The organism is Curtobacterium sp. MCLR17_058 (assembly GCF_003234705.2).
Lineage (GTDB): Bacteria > Actinomycetota > Actinomycetes > Actinomycetales > Microbacteriaceae > Curtobacterium > Curtobacterium flaccumfaciens.
The window spans coordinates 2,424,881-2,445,398 of sequence record NZ_CP126262.1 but is presented as its reverse complement, the minus strand read 5'-3'; the positions used below and the strand labels follow the sequence as shown (position 1 = coordinate 2,445,398).

General features: G+C 66.1%; 13 protein-coding genes and 2 rRNA genes. All 15 read left to right on the top strand.

The window, feature by feature from the left end:
* The first annotated feature begins 229 nt into the window (after nucleotides 1-229).
* The 15 genes from otsA (at nucleotide 230) to DEJ11_RS11470 (ending at nucleotide 20,490) form a co-directional block, all read left to right on the top strand.
* Nucleotides 230-1,822: an alpha,alpha-trehalose-phosphate synthase (UDP-forming) gene (gene otsA, locus DEJ11_RS11540; protein ID WP_071405817.1), complete on the top strand. Its 1,593-nt coding sequence runs from the start codon at nucleotides 230-232 to the stop codon at nucleotides 1,820-1,822.
* A complete protein-coding gene (gene otsB / locus DEJ11_RS11535; RefSeq protein WP_111039909.1) occupies nucleotides 1,815-2,597 on the top strand; it encodes a trehalose-phosphatase in 783 nt (260 codons plus the stop codon). The genes otsA and otsB overlap by 8 nt, the downstream gene beginning before the upstream one ends.
* Before the next feature lie 70 nt (nucleotides 2,598-2,667).
* A complete protein-coding gene (ilvD, locus tag DEJ11_RS11530) occupies nucleotides 2,668-4,362 on the top strand; it encodes a dihydroxy-acid dehydratase (protein WP_071405815.1) in 1,695 nt (564 codons plus the stop codon).
* Nucleotides 4,363-4,407: 45 nt separating this feature from the next.
* The gene (locus DEJ11_RS11525) at nucleotides 4,408-6,231 is read left to right on the top strand and encodes an acetolactate synthase large subunit (protein WP_027466529.1); all 1,824 of its coding nucleotides are present in this window, start codon (nucleotides 4,408-4,410) and stop codon (nucleotides 6,229-6,231) included.
* On the top strand, nucleotides 6,228-6,728 hold the full coding sequence (gene ilvN / locus DEJ11_RS11520; protein ID WP_017888842.1) for an acetolactate synthase small subunit: 501 nt from the start codon (nucleotides 6,228-6,230) through the stop codon (nucleotides 6,726-6,728). The genes DEJ11_RS11525 and ilvN overlap by 4 nt, the downstream gene beginning before the upstream one ends.
* 71 nt (nucleotides 6,729-6,799) lie before the next feature.
* Nucleotides 6,800-7,825, top strand: a complete 1,026-nt coding sequence (ilvC, locus tag DEJ11_RS11515; protein WP_027466530.1) for a ketol-acid reductoisomerase — start codon at nucleotides 6,800-6,802, stop codon at nucleotides 7,823-7,825.
* A 209-nt stretch (nucleotides 7,826-8,034) separates the two neighbouring features.
* Complete coding sequence (locus tag DEJ11_RS11510; RefSeq protein ID WP_071405813.1) at nucleotides 8,035-9,225, top strand: mannitol-1-phosphate 5-dehydrogenase; 1,191 nt, start codon at nucleotides 8,035-8,037, stop codon at nucleotides 9,223-9,225.
* Between the two features lie 59 nt (nucleotides 9,226-9,284).
* Nucleotides 9,285-9,749: a hypothetical protein gene (locus DEJ11_RS11505; protein WP_111047588.1), complete on the top strand. Its 465-nt coding sequence runs from the start codon at nucleotides 9,285-9,287 to the stop codon at nucleotides 9,747-9,749.
* On the top strand, nucleotides 9,746-10,129 hold the full coding sequence (locus DEJ11_RS11500; RefSeq protein WP_111055293.1) for a hypothetical protein: 384 nt from the start codon (nucleotides 9,746-9,748) through the stop codon (nucleotides 10,127-10,129). Before DEJ11_RS11505 ends, DEJ11_RS11500 begins: the two co-directional genes overlap by 4 nt.
* Before the next feature lie 157 nt (nucleotides 10,130-10,286).
* Entirely contained in the window at nucleotides 10,287-11,876 is a 1,590-nt protein-coding gene (gene serA / locus DEJ11_RS11495) for a phosphoglycerate dehydrogenase (RefSeq protein WP_071405810.1), read from the top strand.
* Nucleotides 11,877-11,889: 13 nt separating this feature from the next.
* On the top strand, nucleotides 11,890-12,963 hold the full coding sequence (locus DEJ11_RS11490) for a 3-isopropylmalate dehydrogenase (protein WP_111104491.1): 1,074 nt from the start codon (nucleotides 11,890-11,892) through the stop codon (nucleotides 12,961-12,963).
* Between the two features lie 15 nt (nucleotides 12,964-12,978).
* Nucleotides 12,979-14,088, top strand: a complete 1,110-nt coding sequence (locus DEJ11_RS11485) for a branched-chain amino acid aminotransferase (protein ID WP_027466537.1) — start codon at nucleotides 12,979-12,981, stop codon at nucleotides 14,086-14,088.
* Between the two features lie 30 nt (nucleotides 14,089-14,118).
* Nucleotides 14,119-14,889 carry a fumarylacetoacetate hydrolase family protein gene (locus tag DEJ11_RS11480; RefSeq protein ID WP_027466538.1) on the top strand — a complete coding sequence of 257 codons (771 nt, stop codon included), beginning with the start codon at nucleotides 14,119-14,121 and terminating at the stop codon, nucleotides 14,887-14,889.
* Between the two features lie 519 nt (nucleotides 14,890-15,408).
* Nucleotides 15,409-16,930: ribosomal RNA gene (locus DEJ11_RS11475) — 16S ribosomal RNA — on the top strand.
* A 432-nt stretch (nucleotides 16,931-17,362) separates the two neighbouring features.
* Nucleotides 17,363-20,490 (top strand): 23S ribosomal RNA (locus DEJ11_RS11470).
* Together the 16S and 23S rRNA genes form the textbook arrangement of a ribosomal RNA operon.
* Nucleotides 20,491-20,518: the final 28 nt, after the last annotated feature.

Below are 20,518 nucleotides of genomic sequence, written 5' to 3'. Positions count from 1 at the left end.
GGGAGGCCGGCGCCGCACTCCAGCACCCGTGTCCCCCCGACACGTGCCTGCAGCGTAGCGGAACCGCCGATCCGCCGTGAATACGCTGTCCCCACGCTGGTAACTTCGGCAGCGCACCCGGCGCAGCACGCCGGACCACCCGGCGCACCACGCCGGCCGTCGCACCCGACGCACCGACGCACCCGACGCACCCGGCCCCGGCCGGGCGGAACGGAGATCACACCACCCCATGCCTGCAGACCGCACCGAACAGACCCGCTACTCGTTCGTCGTCGCCTCCAACCGACTCCCGGTGGACCGCGTCGTCGACCAGGACGGCAACGAGGGCTGGCGGCACTCGCCGGGTGGCCTCGTGACCGCCCTCGAACCCGTGATGCGCGCGAACGACGGAGCTTGGGTCGGCTGGGTGGGGCAGGCCGAGGTCGAGGTCGCACCGTTCGACAACGAGGGCATCCACATCGTCCCCGTCCCGCTCTCCGACGACGACGTCGAGGAGTACTACGAGGGCTTCAGCAACGACACGCTCTGGCCGCTGTACCACGACGTCATCGAGCACCCGAGCTACCACCGCGACTGGTGGAATGCCTACAAGCGGGTGAACGAGCGCTTCGCCGCGCAGATCGCCGAGATCGTCGAGCAGGACGGCATCGTCTGGGTGCAGGACTACCAGCTGCAGCTCGTGCCGGCCCTGCTCCGCGCCAAGCGCCCCGACCTGACGATCGGCTTCTTCAACCACATCCCGTTCCCGCCGGTCGGCATCTACGCGCAGCTGCCGTGGCGTGCGCAGATCCTCGACGGACTGCTCGGCGCCGACGTCATCGGCTTCCAGCGCCACGACGACGCCAGCGACTTCCTCCGAGCGGTGCGGCACATCAAGGGCTACACGACCAAGGGCACCACGATCGACGTCCCGGTGGACGACCCGGCAGCCCCGCGCAGCCGCAAGGGCATCACGGTCCGCCACGTCGAGGCCAGGCACTTCCCGATCTCGATTGACGCCGAGAGCTTCGAAGCGATCGCCCGCAAGCCCGAGGTGCAGGAGCGTGCGCGCGAGATCCGCGAGAGCCTCGGCAACCCGAAGACGGTGCTGCTCGGCGTCGACCGGCTCGACTACACCAAGGGCATCCGCCACCGCATCAAGGCCTTCGGCGAGCTGGTGGAGGACGGCCGCATCGCGGTCGAGGACGCCACCCTGATCCAGGTCGCGAGCCCGAGCCGCGAGCGTGTCGACTCGTACGCGGCGCTCCGTGACGAGATCGAGCTGAGCGTCGGCCGCATCAACGGCGACCTCGGCGTCATCGGCCACCAGCCGATCTCGTACCTGCACCACGGCTACCCGCGCGAGGAGATGGTGGCGCTGTACCTGGCCGCCGACATCATGCTCGTCACCGCACTGCGCGACGGCATGAACCTCGTCGCGAAGGAGTACGTCGCCGCCCGCTTCGACAACGACGGGGTGCTCATCCTGTCCGAGTTCGCCGGTGCCGCCGACGAGCTCAAGCAGGCCGTGATCGTCAACCCGCACGACATCGGGGCGCTCAAGGACTCGATCGAACGCGCGATCCAGATGCCGCGTCGCGAGCGGTCGACGCGCATGCGCGCGCTCCGCAAGCGCGTCCGCGACAACGACGTGGCGCGCTGGTCGCGCTCGTTCCTCGAGGCGCTCGACCGCCACGCGCCGCGGAACGCCCAGATCGACCCGTCCGCCGCCGACCCGCGCGAGCAGCACCGCGAGGCGCAGACCGACAACATGTCGATCTTCGACCAGGACGCCCAGTCCGCCAGGGCTGCCGAGGACACCCGGGAGGCACGTGATGACTGAGACCACCACCGACCAGTCCGCCATCGACGCGGCCCTCGAGACGCTCGCGGCTGCGCCGCGACTGATCGTCGCCCTCGACTTCGACGGCACGCTGGCCCCCTTCGCCGACGACCCCTCGCAGGTCGGGGCGCTGCCCGGGTCGTGGGCCGCGGTCCTGACCCTGCACCGTGCGAAGGACACCGAGGTGGTGCTCGTGTCGGGGCGTCCCCTCGGCAGCCTGGCCGCGGTGACCCACGCACCCGAGGACATGGCGCTCGTCGGCTCGCACGGCGTCGAGTGGCGCGTGGACGGCCACGACGAGGCTGCGCTCAGTGACGACGAGGTCGAGCGTGTGGCACGGATCGGTGCGGCGCTCGACGCGGTCGGCGAACGGTTCCCGGGTGTCGTCATCGAGCACAAGCCCGCCGGGCACGGGGTGCACACGCGCCGTGTCTCCGCCGAGGTCGCGGCCGAGGCGAACGCGGCGGCGAGCCGCGCGGCGCACGAGGCCGACCCCGAGGTGCTCGAGCGCGGTGGCAAGGACATCGTCGAGTTCGCGGTGCGACACGTCACGAAGGGCGACGCGATCGCCCGGCTCCGCGAGCTGCACGGTGCCGACGCGGTGTTCTTCGCCGGCGACGACGTCACCGACGAGGACGCCTTCCGCGTGCTCGGTGACGGCGACGTCGGGGTGAAGGTCGGGCCGGGCCAGACCCGGGCCGGCTACCGCATCGCCGACCCGGCGGCCCTGACCGGGGTCCTGAAGCAGCTGGCGAGGCTCCGCGCCACCCGCTGATCGCGGCCCCCGAGCATGAGAATGCACGGGGGTGCACGGCTGGTATCCCAAAGCGTCCTAGACTCATCCCATGCCTGATATCGACGTCAAGCCGCGCAGCCGGGTCGTCACCGACGGGATCGAAGCAACCACCTCGCGTGGCATGCTGCGGGCCGTCGGTATGGGAGACGAGGACTGGAGCAAGCCGCAGATCGGCATCGCGTCCTCGTGGAACGAGATCACGCCGTGCAACCTGTCGCTCGACCGCCTCGCGCAGGGTGCGAAGGAGGGTGTGCACTCCGGTGGCGGCTACCCGCTGCAGTTCGGCACCATCTCCGTCTCGGACGGCATCTCGATGGGCCACGAGGGCATGCACTTCTCCCTCGTCTCGCGTGAGGTCATCGCGGACAGCGTCGAGACCGTCGTCAACGCCGAGCGCCTCGACGGCACCGTCCTGCTCGCCGGCTGCGACAAGTCGCTCCCCGGCATGCTGATGGCCGCCGCGCGACTCGACCTGGCGAGCGTGTTCCTGTACGCGGGTTCGGTCATGCCGGGCTACGTGAAGCAGGCCGACGGCACGATGAAGGAAGTCACCATCATCGACTCCTTCGAGGGCGTCGGTGCCTGCAAGGCCGGCACCATGAGCGAGGAAGAGCTCAAGAAGATCGAGTGCGCCATCGTCCCGGGCGAGGGCGCCTGCGGTGGCATGTACACGGCGAACACGATGGCTTCGGTCGCCGAAGCGCTCGGTATGTCGCTGCCGGGCTCCGCCGCTCCGCCGAGCGCCGACCGTCGCCGTGACTACTACGCGCACCGCTCCGGTGAGGCCGTGGTGAACATGCTCGAGCACGGCATCACCGCGCGGCAGATCCTCACCAAGGAAGCCTTCGAGAACGCGATCGCCGTCGCGATGGCCCTCGGCGGGTCGACGAACGTCATCCTGCACCTGCTCGCGATCGCCTACGAGGCCGAGGTCGAGCTGTCGCTGGACGACTTCAACCGCATCGGTTCCAAGGTCCCACACCTGGCCGACATGAAGCCCTTCGGCAAGTACGTCATGGTCGACGTCGACCGCAACGGCGGCATCCCCGTGATCATGAAGGCGCTGCTCGACGCGGGCCTGCTGCACGGCGACTGCATGACCGTGACGGGCAAGACCGTCGCCGAGAACCTGGCCGAGATCGACCCGCCGGCACTCGACGGCGAGGTCTTCCGCACGCTCGACAACCCGATCCACGAGACCGGTGGCCTGACCGTCCTGCAGGGCTCCTTCGCCCCCGAGGGTGCCGTGGTGAAGACCGCGGGCTTCGACGCCTCCGTCTTCGAGGGCCCCGCCCGCGTGTTCGACCGCGAACGTGCGGCGATGGACGCCCTGACCGAGGGCAAGATCGAGAAGGGCGACGTCGTCGTCATCCGCTACGAGGGCCCCAAGGGCGGCCCGGGCATGCGCGAGATGCTCGCCATCACCGCGGCCATCAAGGGCGCGGGCCTCGGCAAGGATGTACTACTCTTGACCGACGGTCGATTCTCAGGCGGCACAACCGGCCTGTGCATCGGCCACATCGCACCGGAAGCAGTGGACGCAGGTCCAGTCGCTTTCGTTCGTGATGGCGACCGCATCCGTGTCGACATCGCGGCTCGCTCGCTCGACCTACTGGTCGACCCGGCCGAGCTGGAGGCCCGCCGTGACGGCTGGGCCCCGCTGCCCCCGCGCTACACCCGCGGAGTCCTCGCGAAGTACGCCAAGCTCGTGAAGTCCGCCGCCCAGGGCGCGGTCACGGGCTAGCGTCCGACACCCGCACCACCGCCACCACTCAGGCAAGGACCACTCATGCCCACGGAAGCAACTCCGTTGTCCGCGGCCGCCGGTGCACGCCGGTCGCCGGAGATCCTCACCGGCTCGGGAGCCGTCCTCCGGACGCTCGAGCACCTCGGGATCACCGACGTCTTCGGCCTGCCCGGCGGCGCGATCATCCCGTTCTACGACGAGCTGATGGCGTCGACCACGATCCGCCACATCCTCGTCCGTCACGAGCAGGGCGCCGGCCACGCCGCCGAGGGCTACGCCTCGTCGTCCGGCAAGGTCGGGGTCGCCATCGCGACGTCCGGCCCCGGTGCGACGAACCTCGTCACGGCCATCGCCGACGCCTACATGGACTCGGTGCCGTTCATCGCGATCACCGGTCAGGTGTTCTCGACGCTGATGGGCACCGACGCGTTCCAGGAAGCCGACATCGTCGGCATCACGATGCCCATCACGAAGCACTCGTTCCTGGTCACCGACCCGGCCGACGTGCCGGCGACCCTCGCCGCGGCACACCTCATCGCGACGACCGGTCGGCCCGGCCCCGTGCTGGTGGACATCACGAAGGACGCCCAGCAGAAGTCGGCGCCCTACGTGTGGCCGCCCAAGATCGACCTGCCCGGTTACCGCCCGGTGACCAAGGCGCACGGCAAGCAGATCACCGCGGCCGCGCAGCTGCTGTCCGAGTCGAAGCGCCCGGTGCTCTACGTCGGCGGCGGGGTCATCCGCTCCCGCGCGACCGCCGAGCTCCTCCGCTTCGCCGAGGCGACCGGGGCGCCGGTCGTCACGACCCTGATGGCGCGCGGCGCGTTCCCGGACTCGCACCCGCAGCACCTCGGCATGCCCGGCATGCACGGCACGGTGCCCGCGGTGCTCGGGCTGCAGGACAGCGACCTCATCGTCGCCCTCGGTGCCCGCTTCGACGACCGCGTGACGGGCAAGGCCGACGAGTTCGCGCCGGACGCCAAGGTCGTGCACGTGGACATCGACCCGGCCGAGATCTCGAAGATCCGCTTCGCCGACGTCCCGATCGTCGGTGACGCCCGCGAGGTCCTGGTCGACCTGCTCGACGCCTGGGGCGGCATCGCCGTCGAGGACCGCGCGTCGACCGACGAGTGGTGGGCGAAGCTCCACCAGCTCAAGACCGACTTCCCGCTCGGGTACGCCGAGCCGACCGACGGGCTCCTCGCGCCGCAGGGCATCATCAAGCGCATCGGTGAGCTCTCCGGTCCCGAGGCCGTCTACGCCTCCGGTGTCGGCCAGCACCAGATGTGGTCCGCGCAGTTCATCAAGTACGAGCGGCCCAACGCCTGGCTCAACTCCGGTGGTGCCGGCACCATGGGCTACTCGGTCCCCGCGGCGATGGGTGCGAAGGTCGCACAGCCGGACCGCGTGGTCTGGGCGATCGACGGCGACGGCTGCTTCCAGATGACGAACCAGGAACTCGCGACCTGCGTCATCAACGACATCCCGATCAAGGTCGCGATCATCAACAACTCGTCGCTCGGCATGGTCCGGCAGTGGCAGACGCTGTTCTACGACGGCCGGCACTCCTTCACCGACCTCGAGACGGGGCACGCCTCGCGCCGTGTGCCGGACTTCGTGAAGCTGGCCGACGCCTACGGTGCCCTCGGCATCCGGGTCGAGAAGGCCGACGAGGTCGACGCCGCGATCGAGCTCGCCCTCGCGACCAACGACCGCCCGGTGGTGATCGACTTCGTCGTGAGCCGTGACTCGATGGTGTGGCCGATGGTCCCGCAGGGCGTCAGCAACTCGTCCATCGAGTACGCCCAGGCACTCGCGCCCACCTGGGACGACGAGGACGCCGACATGACGGGAGAAACCGCATGAGCCACGTCCTCTCCCTCCTCGTGGAGGACAAGCCCGGCCTGCTGACCCGTGTCGCCGGACTCTTCGCCCGGCGCGGGTTCAACATCGAGTCGCTCGCCGTCGGCAACACCGAGGTGGACGGCCTCAGCCGGATCACGGTCGTCGTCGACGTCGAGGACCTCCCGCTGGAACAGGTGACGAAGCAGCTCAACAAGCTGGTGAACGTCATCAAGATCGTCGAACTGGACTTCTCGCAGTCGGTCCAGCGCGAGCACATGCTCGTGAAGGTGCGCGTCGACAACCAGACGCGCTCGGCGGTGCTCGAAGCAGTGAACCTGTTCCGTGCCCAGGTCGTCGACGTGGCGACCGACTCCCTGATCGTCGAGGTGACCGGCGACCCCGGCAAGATCCAGGCGATCCTCCGCGTGCTCGAGCCCTACGGCGTCAAGGAGCTCGCCCGTGCGGGCCTCCTCGGCATGGGCCGCGGACCGAAGAGCATCACCGACCGGGTGCGCTGAGCGCCCGTCACACCCTTCCCGGGCGCCGATGGTGCCCGGCACCGACCACAGAACCAAGGAGACACACCCTCGTGACTGACATCGTGTACGACGCCGACGCCGACCTGACGCTCATCCAGGGCAAGAAGGTCGCCGTCATCGGCTACGGCTCGCAGGGCCACGCCCACGCCCTCAACCTCCGTGACTCGGGTGTCGAGGTGAAGATCGGCCTGCAGGAGGGCTCGAAGAGCCGGCAGAAGGCCGAAGAGGCGGGCTTCGAGGTCCACACCCCGGGCGACGCCACCGCCTGGGCCGACGTCGTCGTCATCCTCGCGCCGGACCAGGTCCAGCGCATCGTCTACGCCGAGGACATCCGCCCGAACCTCAAGCCGGGCGCGACGCTCGTCTTCGGCCACGGCTTTAACATCCGCTTCGGCTACATCGAGGCGCCCGAGGGCGTCGACGTGTCGCTCGTCGCGCCGAAGGGCCCGGGCCACACCGTCCGTCGCGAGTACGAAGCCGGCCGTGGCGTCCCCGTGATCGTCGCCGTCGAGGTCGACGCGTCCGGTTCCGCCTGGGACCTCGCGTGGTCGTACTCCAAGGCGATCGGTGGCCTCCGCTCCGGCGGCATCAAGACGACCTTCACCGAGGAGACCGAGACCGACCTGTTCGGCGAGCAGGCCGTCCTCTGCGGTGGCACCTCGCAGCTCATCCAGTACGGCTTCGAGACCCTGGTCGAGGCGGGCTACCAGCCGCAGATCGCCTACTTCGAGGTCCTGCACGAGCTCAAGCTCATCGTCGACCTCATCTGGGAGGGCGGCCTCACCAAGCAGCGCTGGTCGATCTCCGACACCGCTGAGTTCGGTGACTACGTCTCCGGCCCGCGCGTGATCTCGCCGGACGTCAAGGAGAACATGAAGGCGGTGCTCGCGGACATCCAGAACGGTGCCTTCGCGAAGCGCTTCATCGAGGACCAGGACGCCGGCGCACCGGAGTTCAAGGCGCTCCGTGCCAAGGGCGAGGGCCACCCGATCGAGGCCACCGGCCGTGAGCTCCGCGCGCTCTTCGCGTGGAAGCAGAACGACGGCGACTACGTGGACGGCTCGGCCGCGCGGTAGTCTTCCGAGAACCACTCGATGACGAGGCGGCGGTGCACCTGCACCGCCGCCTCGCGATGTGACCCGAACGTTATGCAGCAGCTCTTCTCCAGCCCCGACGCCGCGGACCGGCGTCCCTCCGCCGTGCGCGCGGACGATTCCCGACACCCGTCGGCCGTGCTGCGCACCCGCGGTCAGGACCGCCCCGACCAGCATGGGATGATCGTTCGATGGCGGTGACGAAGCGAGCGGTCCACATCGGCGCCGGCAAGATCGGGCGCGGGTTCGTGGGCCAGTTCCTCGTGGCGAGCGGCTACGAGCTCACCTTCGTCGACGTCGACGAACGCGTGGTCTCGGCCCTGAACGAAGCCGGCCGGTTCGTGGTGCACGAGGTCGGCGAGATGCCGGTCGAGCACCTCGTTTACGGGTTCCGAGCGCTCAGCAGCAAGACCGACCGCGAGCGTGTGGTGCAGGCCATCGCCGAGGCCGACGTCGTGACCACCGCCGTGGGCGCACGCACGCTCCCGCTCGTCGCGCCGCTCATCGCCGAGGGCCTCGCGGCACGCCCGCTCGAGCGCGGCGACGTCACGATCGTGGCCTGCGAGAACGCGTTCAACGCGACCGACTCGCTGCACGCCAGCATCCGCCGTGCCCCGATCCTCGAAGACCGCGACATCGCCGCCGTCTTCGCGAACTGCGCGATCGACCGCATCGTCCCGGACCAGTCCGGGGTGCTCGGTCAGTCCGGCGGCCTCGACGTCGTGCTCGAACCGTTCTACGAGTGGGTCATCGAGCGCACCCCGTTCCTGGGCTCCGACGCCGAACCGCCGACGATCGAGGGCGTCACCTGGGTCGACGACCTGCAGCCGTTCGTCGAGCGCAAGCTCTACACGGTCAACACGGCGCACGCCACCGCCGCCTACCACGGCTACGTGCGGGGGATCCGGCTCATCCGCGAAGCACTCGAGGACGACGCCGTCCGCGCCGAGGTCGACGGGGTGCTCGCCGAGACCACCGCACTGCTGATCGCGAAGCACGGCTTCGACCCCGAGGACCACGCGCGCTACGTCGCCGCGAACCTCTCCCGCATCGCGAACCCGCACCTGCCGGACTCCACCGCGCGCGTCGGACGCAACCCGCTCCGCAAGCTGGGCCGTCGTGAACGCTTCGTCGGCCCCGCGTCGCAGCTCGCCGAGCGCGGCCTGCCCGTGGAGCACCTGCTCGGTGCCGTCCGCGTGGCGCTCGCATTCGACGACGAGAACGACCCGGAGTCGATCGAGCTGCACGCACTCCTGCGTTCCGGGGCGACGGCGCACGCGCTGACCGAGATCCTCACGGGCCTCATGGAGAGCCACCCGCTCTTCCCGGCCGTCCGCGACGTCGTCGCGGAGGTCCTCGCGACGCAGCCGGCCGACGTCTGACCTCGGCCTCCCGGCCGTCGCTGGTCCTCCCGGTGTCGGGTCCCTCGTAGAATCGGGGCATGACCACGGCAGCATCCCCACCAGACGGGTCGATCGACCCGGACGTGCCGAACGCCGTCGACACCGACGACGCCGCCCTCAGCTGGGGTGACGCCGACGACGCCACCCACGTCGACGCGGCGCACAACCCGGTGGCGGTGCGCGAGCGCGGCGAGCGGGACCCCGAGGCGCCCGAGACCTCCGGCGCGCTCGTCGGGTTCGGTGTCTTCGGAGGCCTCTACCTCCTCTACACGGTGGCCTGGCTCCTCACCGCGTCGACCGCGTACGTCTCCGGCGTCGACACGGTCCTCACGCTCTTCGTCGAGGTGCTCCGCTTCCTCGCGATCCTCGCGCCGGCACTCTGGTTCACGGTGGTGCTCTGGGCAGCGCGCAGCAGCCGCACGCGGACCCGCCTGCTCTGGATGCTCCTCGGCGCCGTCGTGCTCTTCCCCTGGCCGTTCCTCCTGACGCGGAGCTTCGGGTGACCGGGGCAGTGCCGGCGACGACCCGCCGGAACAGCGCCCCCGTGGTCGCGAAGATCGTGGTCTGGGTCGTGTTCGCGGCGCTGTTCGCGTACATGACGGTGCAGGCCGTCGGCAACCTGACGCAGATCAACCAGCGGGTGGACGCCTTCAACGCGTTCCTCCAGACGACCTCGGGCGGCGACTCGCTGCAGACCAGCACCCCGTGGCTGTGGCTCGTGCTCGACATCCTCATCGCGCCGGTCGCGTTCGTCGCGGCGATCGTCATCACCCGGCGTTCGAGCCTGCCCGTCACGATCGCGGTGTTCGTGGTCGCCTTCGCGGGCGCCGGCGCCCTCTGGCTCGACCTCCAGCTGTTCGTCCCGACGCTGCTGGACTTCTGACGCGACCCGCCCACGGCCAGGAGGCGCGGTGCGGCCCCGCCCCGCCCCTCCTGGCCGTCGTGTGGTTCTCCACAGGACCGCTCCCGCGGTCGTAACCACCGGCCCGCGTCGATAGCATGGTGGGATACCAACCGTCTCGAGTGAGGAAACAGCTGCTGTGTCGAAGCCGGTCGTCCTGATCGCCGAAGAACTCTCGCCCGCAACGGTCGACGCCCTCGGGCCCGACTTCGAGATCCGGAACGTGGACGGCACCGACCGTCCGGCGCTCCTGGCGGCGCTGTCCGACGCGCACGCCGTCCTCGTGCGGTCCGCCACCAAGATCGACGCCGAGGCGATCGCCGCGGCACCGGTCCTCAAGGTCGTCGCCCGCGCCGGCGTCGGCCTCGACAACGTCGACATCAAGGCCGCGACGACCGCCGGCGTGATGGTGGTGAACGCCCCGACCTCGAACATCATCTCGGCGGCGGAGCTCACGGTCGGGCACATCCTGTCGCTCGCACGGCACATCCCGGCCGCCCACGCCTCGCTGGCCGCCGGTGCGTGGAAGCGCTCGTCGTACACCGGTGTCGAGCTCTACGAGAAGACCGTCGGCATCATCGGCCTCGGCCGCATCGGCGCGCTCATCACCCAGCGGCTGCAGGCCTTCGGCGTGACGGTCATCGCGTACGACCCGTACGTCACCACCGCACGTGCGCAGCAGCTCGGGGTCGAGCTCGTCTCCCTCGAGGACCTGCTGCGTCGGGCGGACTTCACCACGATCCACATGCCGAGGACGCCGGAGACCCTCGGCATGATCTCGGACGACCAGTTCGCCCTGATGAAGCCGACCGCGTTCGTCGTGAACGTGGCCCGCGGTGGCCTGATCGACGAGGACGCCCTGCACCGGGCCCTCACGTCGAACACCATCGCCGGCGCCGGCCTCGACGTCTTCGTCGCCGAGCCCCCGAAGGACTCGCCGCTCCTGGCACTCCCGAACGTCGTCGTGACGCCGCACCTCGGCGCCTCCACCGACGAAGCGCAGGAGAAAGCGGGCGTCTCGGTCGCCAAGTCGGTCCGTCTCGCCCTCGGCGGCGAGCTCGTGCCCGACGCGGTCAACGTCGCGGGCGGGGTCATCGACCCGTACGTGCGCCCCGGCATCCCGCTCGTCGAGAAGCTCGGCCAGGTCTTCACCGCCCTCGCGACCTCGCCGGTCACGAGCATCGACGTCGAGGTGCACGGCGAGCTCGCCGAGTACGACGTCAGCGTGCTGAAGCTCGCGGCGCTCAAGGGCGTCTTCACCGACGTCGTCAGCGACCAGGTCTCCTACGTCAACGCTCCGCTCATCGCCGAGCAGCGCGGGGTCACCGTCCGCCTCATCACCGAGACCGACAGCCCCGAGTACCGCAACGTGCTGACGATCCGCGGTGCCCAGTCCGATGGCCCGGCGATCAGCGTCTCCGGCACGCTCACCGGCCCGAAGCAGGTCGAGAAGCTCGTCGAGATCAACGGGCACGACGTCGAGGTGCCGCTCGACCGGCACCACGTCGTCATGGAGTACACCGACCGTCCGGGCATCGTCGCGGTCTACGGCAAGGAGTTCGGCCAGGCCGGCATCAACATCGCCGCGATGCAGATCTCGCGCGAAGCCGCCGGTGGCCAGGCGCTGAGCGTCCTGACGGTCGACTCGCCCGTGCCGGCCGAGATCCTCGAGCACGTCCGCTCGGCGATCGACGCGTCCTCGCTCCGCGAGATCGACATCACGCTCTAGGGGAGTGGCGGACATGAGCAGCGCGCAGACGATCCGACTCGCGGTCATCCGTGGTGACGGCATCGGCCCCGAGGTCGTCGACGAGGCCCTGAAGGTCCTGCACGCGGTCCTGCCGGACGACCTCGTGGTGCAGGAGACCCCGTTCTTCCTCGGCGCCGCACGGTACCTGGAGACCGGCGACGTCCTGACCGACGACGACATGGCAGCGATCGCGCAGCACGACGCGATCCTGCTCGGCGCGGTCGGCGGTGACCCGCGTGACCCGCGGCTCGCCGGGGGCATCATCGAGCGTGGGCTGCTCCTCAAGCTCCGCTTCGCGTTCGACCACTACGTGAACCTTCGGCCGACGACGGTGCACCCGGCCGTCCCGACGCCGCTCGCCGACCCCGGCGAGGTCGACTTCGTGGTCGTGCGCGAAGGGACCGAGGGGCCCTACGTCGGCAACGGCGGCGCCATCCGGACCGGTACCCCGCACGAGATCGCGACCGAGGTCTCGTTGAACACCGCCTTCGGTGTCGAACGGGTCGTGCGGTACGCCTTCGCGCTGGCCGACCGACGCCCGCGTCGCCACCTGACCCTCGTGCACAAGAGCAACGTCCTGGTGCACGCCGGAGCCCTCTGGCAGCGCACCGTCGCGGCCGTCGGCGCCGAGTACCCGGACGTCACGGTCGACTACCAGCACGTGGACGCGGTCACCATCCACATGGTCCGCGACCCCGCACGGTTCGACGTCATCGTCACCGACAACCTGTTCGGCGACATCATCACCGACCTGGCCGGCGCGATCAGCGGCGGCATCGGTCTGGCGGCCTCGGGCAACATCAACCCGGACGGCACCTTCCCCAGCATGTTCGAGCCGGTCCACGGTTCCGCGCCGGACATCGCAGGTCAGCAGTTGGCCGACCCCACCGCCGCGATCCGTTCCGTCGCCCTGTTGCTCGACCACCTCGGTCGCGGTGACCTGGCGGCCGCGGTGACGGCTGCGGTGGAGTCCGACCTCGCCGACCGGGGCACCACGCCGCGTCGCACGGCCGAGATCGGCGACGCGATCGCCGCCGCGGCCACGGCACGCACCACCACCGCCTGAGAAGGAGTCCTCCCCATGAGCACCGACACCGCCTTCGGACTCGAGTTCGCCAGCACCCCGTCCGCCGACCGCCGCGCGGCTGCCGAGCGTGAGCAGATCCTCGCCGACCCGGGCTTCGGCAAGCACTTCACCGACCACATGGCGACGGTCGAGTGGACGCTCGACGACGGCTGGCACAGTGCGTCGATCCACCCGTACGGGCCGCTGTCCCTCGACCCGAGCGCGAGCGTCCTGCACTACGCCCAGGAGATCTTCGAGGGGCTCAAGGCCTACCGGCACGCGGACGGCTCGGTGTGGTCGTTCCGACCGGACGCCAATGCCCGACGCTTCCAGCGGTCCGCCCGACGCCTGGCGCTCCCGGAGCTCCCGGTCGAGGCGTTCGTCGAGTCGATCCGGCAGCTCGTGCAGACCGACGTCGACTGGGTGCCATCGGCACCCGAGACCAGCCTGTACCTGCGGCCGTTCATGATCGCGACGGAGTCGTTCCTCGGGGTCCGCGCGGCACAGGCCGTCGCGTACCACTGCATCGCGAGCCCCGCCGGTGCGTACTTCACCTCGGGCCCGAAGCCGGTGTCGATCTGGCTGTCGACGCAGTACGCGCGCGCTGGCAAGGGCGGGACCGGTGCGGCGAAGACCGGCGGCAACTACGCCTCGTCGCTGCTGCCCCAGCAAGAGGCCTACGAGCACGGCTGCCAGCAGGTGATGTTCCTCGACTCGGTGGAGGGCAAGTACCTCGAAGAGCTCGGCGGCATGAACGTCGTCCTGGTCAAGTCCGACGGCACCCTCGTCACGCCGGACTCCGACTCCATCCTCGAGGGGATCACGCGTGACTCGATCCTGCAGTTGGCCGAGGACCGCGGCCTGACCGTCGAGAAGCGCCGCGTGACCCTCGACGAGTGGCGTGACGGCGTCGCCGACGGCTCGATCACCGAGGCGTTCGCGTGCGGGACCGCCGCCGTCGTGACCCCGATCGCCGAACTCCGGGGTGACGGCTTCACGATCGGTTCGCCGACCGTGGGGGCCGGGGAACTCACGATGTCCCTGCGCGATGAACTCACCGACATCCAGTACGGCCGTCGTCCCGACCCGCACGGGTGGATGACCAAGCTGACCGACGCGTCCTGATCGACCGGCGGGCGTGGGTAGGGTCGAACGGTGAAGATCGCACGGTTCAGCAGCAAGGGTGAAGACCCCCGGTACGGCATCCTCGACGAGCGCGCTCTGGTGGTGCTCGCGGGAGACCCGATGTACCAGGGGTTCGAAACCACGGGGGAGCGCGTGGCACTCGCCGACGCCAAGCTCCTCGCACCCGTCATCCCGCGGTCGAAGGTCATCGGCGTCGGGCTCAACTACTCGGAGCACGCCTCCGAGATGGACGAACGCGCCGGCGACGACCCGGTGGTGTTCCTCAAGCCGAACACCTCGGTGATCGGTCCGGACGAGCCCATCCGCCTCCCGGCCGACATCGGACGCGTCGACCACGAGGGCGAACTCGCCATCGTGATCGGCTCGCTCGCGAAGAACGTCCGGCGCGAGGACTTCGCGAGCGTGATCCTCGGCTACACGATCGCCAACGACGTGACCGCCCGAGACCTGCAGGCTCGCGACGGTCAGTGGACCCGGGCGAAGGGCTTCGACACGTTCTGCCCGCTCGGCCCGGTGATCGAGACCGAGATCGACCCGTCGGACATCCGCATCGAGACCCGCGTCGACGGTGACCTCCGGCAGGCGGCCTCGACGAACGAGATGGTGCACGACATCCCGTCGCTCGTCGAGTTCGTGTCCTCCATCTGGACCCTCCTGCCCGGTGACGTCATCCTGACCGGGACTCCGGCCGGTGTCGGGCAGATCCGCGACGGTGAGATCGTCGAGGTCACCATCTCCGGCATCGGTTCGCTCAAGAACCCGGTCATCGCGCGGCACTGACAGCGCTCCCGAACGGCCCGTTCCCCCAGGTGGGGAGCGGGCCGTTCGTCGTTGCCGGGGGAGTGCCCAACCGCGGCGCGGAGGGCGACACGCCCGGGATGTGGGCCGGCTTGGCGCTGCCGTTCACCTCTGCGTAAAGTAATCACTCGTTGCCGCTGAGGCGGAGAACGGAACGGCCGAGACGATCACCGGGTTGAGAACCTGGAGATGCAGTCCGGACGGGGTCCCGCTCAGGCAACCAACTCCTCGGAAACACAACCTCTGGTTGTGCGCCCAGGATGTTGTACAAGACGAATGCCTCTCTGGCGGAACCTTTCGTGGGTCGAGCGGGGAGTGCGTCTGGTCCTTGAGAACTCAACAGCGTGCACATTGTCAATGCCAATTTATTGATTGACCTCGTGCCTGGTCGGCTTGCTGACTGGGTCATGAAGCAATTCCTTTTGGATTGAAGATTGTCAGTAGACAGTCAACAGTCAGAATCAACTCGGTCTGATGCCTTCGGGTGTTGGGTCTGTATTTTTTACGGAGAGTTTGATCCTGGCTCAGGACGAACGCTGGCGGCGTGCTTAACACATGCAAGTCGAACGATGATGCCCAGCTTGCTGGGTGGATTAGTGGCGAACGGGTGAGTAACACGTGAGTAACCTGCCCCTGACTCTGGGATAAGCGTTGGAAACGACGTCTAATACTGGATATGATCACTGGCCGCATGGTCTGGTGGTGGAAAGATTTTTTGGTTGGGGATGGACTCGCGGCCTATCAGCTTGTTGGTGAGGTAATGGCTCACCAAGGCGACGACGGGTAGCCGGCCTGAGAGGGTGACCGGCCACACTGGGACTGAGACACGGCCCAGACTCCTACGGGAGGCAGCAGTGGGGAATATTGCACAATGGGCGAAAGCCTGATGCAGCAACGCCGCGTGAGGGATGACGGCCTTCGGGTTGTAAACCTCTTTTAGTAGGGAAGAAGCGAAAGTGACGGTACCTGCAGAAAAAGCACCGGCTAACTACGTGCCAGCAGCCGCGGTAATACGTAGGGTGCAAGCGTTGTCCGGAATTATTGGGCGTAAAGAGCTCGTAGGCGGTTTGTCGCGTCTGCTGTGAAATCCCGAGGCTCAACCTCGGGCTTGCAGTGGGTACGGGCAGACTAGAGTGCGGTAGGGGAGATTGGAATTCCTGGTGTAGCGGTGGAATGCGCAGATATCAGGAGGAACACCGATGGCGAAGGCAGATCTCTGGGCCGTAACTGACGCTGAGGAGCGAAAGCATGGGGAGCGAACAGGATTAGATACCCTGGTAGTCCATGCCGTAAACGTTGGGCGCTAGATGTAGGGACCTTTCCACGGTTTCTGTGTCGTAGCTAACGCATTAAGCGCCCCGCCTGGGGAGTACGGCCGCAAGGCTAAAACTCAAAGGAATTGACGGGGGCCCGCACAAGCGGCGGAGCATGCGGATTAATTCGATGCAACGCGAAGAACCTTACCAAGGCTTGACATACACCGGAAACGGCCAGAGATGGTCGCCCCCTTGTGGTCGGTGTACAGGTGGTGCATGGTTGTCGTCAGCTCGTGTCGTGAGATGTTGGGTTAAGTCCCGCAACGAGCGCAACCCTCGTTCTATGTTGCCAGCGGGTTATGCCGGGGACTCATAGGAGACTGCCGGGGTCAACTCGGAGGAAGGTGGGGATGACGTCAAATCATCATGCCCCTTATGTCTTGGGCTTCACGCATGCTACAATGGCCGGTACAAAGGGCTGCGATACCGTAAGGTGGAGCGAATCCCAAAAAGCCGGTCTCAGTTCGGATTGAGGTCTGCAACTCGACCTCATGAAGTCGGAGTCGCTAGTAATCGCAGATCAGCAACGCTGCGGTGAATACGTTCCCGGGCCTTGTACACACCGCCCGTCAAGTCATGAAAGTCGGTAACACCCGAAGCCGGTGGCCTAACCCTTGTGGAAGGAGCCGTCGAAGGTGGGATCGGTGATTAGGACTAAGTCGTAACAAGGTAGCCGTACCGGAAGGTGCGGCTGGATCACCTCCTTTCTAAGGAGCATCTGGTCAGTGCTGGTCGCCCATTAGGGGTGGTTGGTTGCTGGTCCAGGCGCCTGTTTCGGACCGAACGTGTCCGACGGGTAGCTCATGGGTGGAACATTGACAGTGCAGTTGGGAGTGATGCTTCCGACCTCAGTACGCTCTGCTTGCAGGGTTGGGACGGGTCGGGGTGGAGCTGCTGACTGGTGCACGTTGTTGGGTCCTGAGGGACCAGGCTTCCTACTGTCACGTGAGTGGTGGTGGGGGTTGGGCCTACGGGTCCTTCGTCGGGCCAGGGTGAACCTACCGTTGTGGTGGGGGAGTGCTGGTGCCGATCGTATGTTGAGAACTACACAGTGGACGCGAGCATCTTTGATTCGCGTCATCCATGACCAGCCTTCGGGCTGCTGATTGGTGACGTTGGATCGCAATTTTAATCTTTGTGGTCAAGTTTCTAAGAGCAAACGGTGGATGCCTTGGCATCTGGAGCCGATGAAGGACGTAGAAATCTGCGATAAGCCTCGGGGAGCTGATAATCGAGCCTCGATCCGAGGATTTCCGAATGGGGAAACCCCGCCAGGCGTTTTGCGACCTGGTGACTCCCGCCTGAATATATAGGGCGGGTAGAGGGAACGTGGGGAAGTGAAACATCTCAGTACCCACAGGAAGAGAAAACAACATGTGATTCCGTGAGTAGTGGCGAGCGAAAGCGGATGAGGCTAAACCGATCATGTGTGATAGCCGGCGGGCGTTGCATGGTCGGGGTTGTGGGACACGTCACTCAGTTCTGCCGGACTGGGACGGTTACAGCGCATCATAGTCGAACCGGTTTGAAAGCCGGGCCGTAGTGGGTGCCAGCCCCGTAGACGAAATGGTGTTATGGCCGGATGTGTATCCCAAGTAGCACGGGGCCCGAGAAATCCCGTGTGAATCTGTCAGGACCACCTGATAAGCCTAAATACTCCCAGATGACCGATAGCGGACAAGTACCGTGAGGGAAAGGTGAAAAGTACCCCGGGAGGGGAGTGAAATAGTACCTGAAACCGTTTGCTTACAAACCGTCGGAGCCTCCTTAGTAGGGGTGACGGCGTGCCTTTTGAAGAATGAGCCTGCGAGTTAGTGATATGTGGCGAGGTTAACCCGTGAGGGGCAGCCGTAGCGAAAGCGAGTCTGAATAGGGCGTTTGAGTCGCATGTTCTAGACCCGAAGCGAAGTGATCTATCCATGGCCAGGTTGAAGCGACGGTAAGACGTCGTGGAGGACCGAACCCACTTCAGTTGAAAATGGAGGGGATGAGCTGTGGATAGGGGTGAAAGGCCAATCAAACTTCGTGATAGCTGGTTCTCTCCGAAATGCATTTAGGTGCAGCGTTGCGTGTTTCTCGCCGGAGGTAGAGCTACTGGATGGCCGATGGGCCTCAACAGGTTACTGACGTCAGCCAAACTCCGAATGCCGGTGAGTGAGAGCGCAGCAGTGAGACGGTGGGGGATAAGCTTCATCGTCGAGAGGGAAACAACCCAGACTACCAACTAAGGTCCCTAAGCGTGTGCTAAGTGGGAAAGGATGTGGAGTTGCACAGACAACCAGGAGGTTGGCTTAGAAGCAGCCACCCTTGAAAGAGTGCGTAATAGCTCACTGGTCAAGTGATTCCGCGCCGACAATGTAACGGGGCTCAAGCACACCACCGAAGTTGTAGATTTCGCACTATAGACAAGCCTTCGTGGTTCAGTCGTGCGGAGTGGTAGGAGAGCGTCGTGTGGCGAGTGAAGCGGCGGAGTGATCCAGCCGTGGACGCTACACGAGTGAGAATGCAGGCATGAGTAGCGAAAGACGGGTGAGAAACCCGTCCTCCGAAAGACCAAGGGTTCCAGGGCCAGGTTAATCCGCCCTGGGTAAGTCGGGACCTAAGGCGAGGCCGACAGGCGTAGTCGATGGACAACGGGTTGATATTCCCGTACCGGCGAACAACCGCCCAAGCTAATCCAGTGGTGCTAAGAGTCCTAACCCGGTACAACCGGATCCCTTCGGGGTGATGGTGGCCGGTCTAACGCTCGACCCCATGCTGGTGCGGTTAGCGTATGAACAGGTGTGACGCAGGAAGGTAGCTGAGCCAGGCGATGGTATCCGTAAGGTGAACCTGGTGTAAGGATGTAGGGCTGACGATAGGCAAATCCGTCGTCTGTACGCCTGAGATCCGACGCGTACCCGTAAGGGGAAATCAGTGATCCTATGCTGCCGAGAAAAGCATCGACGCGAGGTTGCAGCCGCCCGTACCCGAAACCGACTCAGGTGGTCAGGTAGAGAATACCAAGGAGATCGAGAGAATCGTGGTTAAGGAACTCGGCAAAATGCCCCCGTAACTTCGGGAGAAGGGGGGCCGGACACGTGACCGGATTTACTCCGTGAGCGTTGAAGGCCGCAGAGACCAGTGGGAAGCGACTGTTTACTAAAAACACAGGTCCGTGCGAAGTCGCAAGACGATGTATACGGACTGACGCCTGCCCGGTGCTGGAAGGTTAAGAGGAAGGGTTAGCCTTTGGGCGAAGCTCTGAATTTAAGCCCCAGTAAACGGCGGTGGTAACTATAACCATCCTAAGGTAGCGAAATTCCTTGTCGGGTAAGTTCCGACCTGCACGAATGGCGTAACGACTTCCCAGCTGTCTCAACCGCGAACTCGGCGAAATTGCACTACGAGTAAAGATGCTCGTTACGCGCAGCAGGACGGAAAGACCCCGTGACCTTTACTACAGTTTGGTATTGGTGTTCGGAGTGGCTTGTGTAGGATAGGTGGGAGACTGTGAAGCGGGCACGCTAGTGTTCGTGGAGTCATTGTTGAAATACCACTCTGGTCACTTTGGATGTCTAACGTAGGACCCTGATCGGGTTCATGGACAGTGCCTGATGGGTAGTTTAACTGGGGCGGTTGCCTCCCAAAGAGTAACGGAGGCGCCCAAAGGTTCCCTCAACCTGGTTGGCAATCAGGTGGCGAGTGTAAGTGCACAAGGGAGCTTGACTGTGAGACTGACAGGTCGAGCAGGGACGAAAGTCGGGACTAGTGATCCGGCAGTGGCTTGTGGAAGCGCTGTCGCTCAACGGATAAAAGGTACCTCGGGGATAACAGGCTGATCTTGCCCAAGAGTCCATATCGACGGCATGGTTTGGCACCTCGATGTCGGCTCGTCGCATCCTGGGGCTGGAGTAGGTCCCAAGGGTTGGGCTGTTCGCCCATTAAAGCGGTACGCGAGCTGGGTTTAGAACGTCGTGAGACAGTTCGGTCCCTATCCGCTGCGCGCGTTGGAAATTTGAGAAGATCTATCCCTAGTACGAGAGGACCGGGATGGACGAACCTCTGGTGTGTCAGTTGTTCTGCCAAGGGCACCGCTGATTAGCTACGTTCGGACCGGATAACCGCTGAAAGCATCTAAGCGGGAAGCCGTCTTCGAGATGAGATTTCCATGCACCTTGAGTGTGAGAGGCTCCCAGCAGACTACTGGGTTGATAGGCCGGATGTGGAAGCGGGGACTAACGACCCGTGGAGCTGACCGGTACTAATAAGCCGAAGACTTGATAACACACTGATTTCCGTGCACTTGTTGCACG

Coding starts and splice junctions, on each gene's coding strand:
- DEJ11_RS11485 (WP_027466537.1), top strand. CDS start 12,979: ATGAGCACCGACACCGCCTTCGGACTCGAGTTCGCCAGCACCCCGTCC.
- DEJ11_RS11505 (WP_111047588.1), top strand. CDS start 9,285: ATGACCACGGCAGCATCCCCACCAGACGGGTCGATCGACCCGGACGTG.
- otsA (WP_071405817.1), top strand. CDS start 230: ATGCCTGCAGACCGCACCGAACAGACCCGCTACTCGTTCGTCGTCGCC.
- DEJ11_RS11525 (WP_027466529.1), top strand. CDS start 4,408: ATGCCCACGGAAGCAACTCCGTTGTCCGCGGCCGCCGGTGCACGCCGG.
- DEJ11_RS11490 (WP_111104491.1), top strand. CDS start 11,890: ATGAGCAGCGCGCAGACGATCCGACTCGCGGTCATCCGTGGTGACGGC.
- ilvD (WP_071405815.1), top strand. CDS start 2,668: ATGCCTGATATCGACGTCAAGCCGCGCAGCCGGGTCGTCACCGACGGG.
- DEJ11_RS11510 (WP_071405813.1), top strand. CDS start 8,035: ATGGCGGTGACGAAGCGAGCGGTCCACATCGGCGCCGGCAAGATCGGG.
- ilvN (WP_017888842.1), top strand. CDS start 6,228: ATGAGCCACGTCCTCTCCCTCCTCGTGGAGGACAAGCCCGGCCTGCTG.
- otsB (WP_111039909.1), top strand. CDS start 1,815: ATGACTGAGACCACCACCGACCAGTCCGCCATCGACGCGGCCCTCGAG.